This is a genomic window from Advenella sp. (assembly GCF_052108595.1).
Classification (GTDB): Bacteria; Pseudomonadota; Gammaproteobacteria; order Burkholderiales; family Burkholderiaceae_B; genus Advenella.
Genome location: NZ_JBQEAU010000200.1, coordinates 1 through 2,716 on the forward strand (window position 1 = coordinate 1; position 2,716 = coordinate 2,716).

At 57.8% G+C, this 2,716-nt stretch carries 3 protein-coding genes; all 3 read left to right on the top strand.

Annotation, left to right across the window (positions count from 1 at the left end):
• Nucleotides 1-294: enoyl-CoA hydratase/isomerase family protein (locus ACTIKR_RS20580; protein WP_442328905.1), on the top strand; the 294-nt coding region annotated here is incomplete at its 5' end.
• A gap of 6 nt (nt 295-300) precedes the next feature.
• Nucleotides 301-1,749 carry an aldehyde dehydrogenase family protein gene (locus ACTIKR_RS20585; protein WP_442328906.1) on the top strand — a complete coding sequence of 483 codons (1,449 nt, stop codon included), beginning with the start codon at nt 301-303 and terminating at the stop codon, nt 1,747-1,749.
• Nucleotides 1,750-1,751: 2 nt separating this feature from the next.
• Entirely contained in the window at nt 1,752-2,564 is an 813-nt protein-coding gene (locus tag ACTIKR_RS20590; RefSeq protein ID WP_442328907.1) for an enoyl-CoA hydratase, read from the top strand.
• The last annotated feature ends 152 nt before the right edge of the window (nt 2,565-2,716 follow it).

The window sequence follows — 2,716 nt, forward strand, 5'->3', positions numbered from 1 at the left end:
ATCACGGGCGAACGGGCGCATACACTCGGGCTCGTCAACGACCTGGTATCTGCCGATCAGGTATTACCTCGTGCCCTGGAACGGGCAGCCAAGCTGGCTGCATTGCCGCGCACCGCTATTCGCTTAACCAAGCAGCGCTTCAGGGAGCGCACACAGCCAGACTTTAACGAGGCGTGCAGCGCAGGCATCCGCTATCAACTTGAATGCTATGCAACCGGGGAACCACAGCAGGTCATGCGCGCGTTTATCTCCCGACGCGCTTCATCCACATCGGCCCGCCTCCACAAGGATTAACTACCCATGCACAAACAGACTCACTTATTCATAGACGGCGTCATGACAACCGCAAGCGGCGAGCAGGAACTCCCCGTCACGGATAGTTTTACTGAAGACATTTTTGCCAGTTATCGTTCTGCCTCTCATGACGATGTACACCGCGCGGTTGCAGCTGCACGCGCAGCATGGATCGGCTGGTCCGCCACGCCCCTGGCCGAACGCATCGCGGCAGTGCGTCGGGTGGCTGCCGCGCTGGCGGAAAAGGCCGAAGCGCTGACCACAGCAATCTCCCGCGAAGTGGGGATGCCACGCAAGTTAGCTGCACGTATCCAGGTGGACGCGCCCGCTGCTGCGTGGAATAGCTATGCCGATATTGCCGCTGACATGATTTGGGAAACGCGCATGGGTCATTCCCTGGTACAGCATGTCCCGGTGGGCGTGGTGGCCTGCATTACACCTTGGAACTATCCTTTGCACCAAATCACCGGCAAGGTTGCGCCGGCGCTGCTGGCCGGCTGCACGGTCGTTCTGAAACCCTCAGAAATCGCACCGACCAGCGCTGCCCTGTTGGCCGAAGCGATCCAACAGGCCGACTTACCGCCTGGCGTTTTCAACCTGGTATATGGCACCGGCCCGGATATCGGTGAGATGCTGATCTCCCATCCCAGTATCGACATGGTTTCCTTTACCGGTTCCACGCGTGCAGGTAGTCATATCGCAGCCATCGCTGGTAGCCAGATCAAGCGCATGGCCCTGGAACTGGGCGGCAAATCGGCCGCACTCGTGCTGCCCGGCGCCGACCTGCCGACAGCCGTCAAAGCCACTCTGGCCAGTTGCATGCTCAACTCTGGGCAAACCTGTTCATCCATGACGCGCCTGCTGGTGCAACGCAATGCGCTTCCAGAAGTCGAACAGATTGTGCGAGAACGCATTGGCGGCTATCGCATGGGAGACCCGGCAGACGCAGCAACGCGGCTCGGCCCCTTGGTTTCTGCGAACCAACGCGAAAAAGTGCAGGCTATGATCGATAGCGCCGTGGCCGCAGGCGCACGTTCCGTGGGAGATGAACAGTCCGTTCCTGATCATGGTTTTTTCATTCCCGCGACTGTGCTATCGGACGTCACACCCGCAATGACAATCGCAATGGAAGAAGTGTTCGGCCCGGTCCTGTGCATCATGTGCTATGACGATATCGAAGATGGCATCGCTCTGGCCAATGGCACCGAATACGGGTTGGCCGGCACTGTCTGGGGCTCTGTCACGCCCGACACACTGGATGTGGCCCGCCGCATTCGCGCAGGCCAGGTGGACATCAATGGTGCACCATTCAATCCCTCTGCGCCTTTCGGAGGTTTCGGAAAATCCGGCATCGGACGCGAAAACGGTAGTCACGGAATACAAGAGTTTCTTGAACCGGTCGCCATCCAGCTTCCCACCCCCTTCACCGAATCACTCTCTGAATACATATCCTGACTATGACATACGAAACATTGAACTACGCCGTCGACGACGCAATTGCCACAATCACGCTGAACCGGCCGGGACGCATGAACGCGTTGACCAAAGTCATGGAGGCAGAATTACGTTCAGCCATCGAAACTGCTGGGCGTGACGACACCGTGCGCGCCATCATACTGACCGGCGCGGGACGTGCGTTTTGTGCCGGCATGGACATGGACGAACTGGAAGTGCTGCCTCCCGAAGACATCCGGGCTGAAGAGTGGATGCGTCCCTACGACATGAATCGCCGCGCAGACTACCAGACACGTTATTCCTATTTCCCTGCCGCCCCCAAACCCATTATCAGCGCCATCAATGGCGCGGCAGCCGGACTCGGACTGATCATGGCGCTCTACAGCGATTTTCGGATCGCTGCGGACAAGGCGGTATTCGCAACCGCCTTTGCCCAGCGCGGCCTGATTGCCGAACATGGCATCGCCTGGATACTCCCGCGCATTGTCGGCCATGCTCATGCGACGGACTTGCTGCTGACCTCACGCAAAATCGATGCCCAGGAAGCGCTGCAAATGGGCCTGGTCCATCATGTTGTTTCCGCCGATTCTCTGCCGGACGCAGCCCGGCAGCTTGCGCACCGCCTTGGCAACGAGGTGTCGCCACGGTCAGTGCGCATCATGAAACAGCAACTGTGGGAAGCGCCATTTCAGACTCTGGGAGAAGCGGTATCACAAGCCAACACCGAGATGGTCATGAGTTTGCAAAGTGAAGATTTCAAGGAAGGCATCGCACATTTCATCGAGCGGCGTCCCGCTCGCTTTCAAGGACATTGACCCAACAGCCATAGATAACTCACCGAATTTCCAGCGGACTTTGCCTCACGAGACCGTAATCCAAATGATTGCGACAAGTCAGGTATATGCAATTTATCCAAATCAAGCCAAAGCATATCTATCATACCTGCCCACTGGAAATGAAGGCATCA

What these genes read in the sequence shown, in the direction of transcription:
- ACTIKR_RS20585 (WP_442328906.1), top strand. Translation starts at nt 301, where the DNA reads ATGCACAAACAGACTCACTTATTCATAGACGGCGTCATGACAACCGCA.
- ACTIKR_RS20590 (WP_442328907.1), top strand. Translation starts at nt 1,752, where the DNA reads ATGACATACGAAACATTGAACTACGCCGTCGACGACGCAATTGCCACA.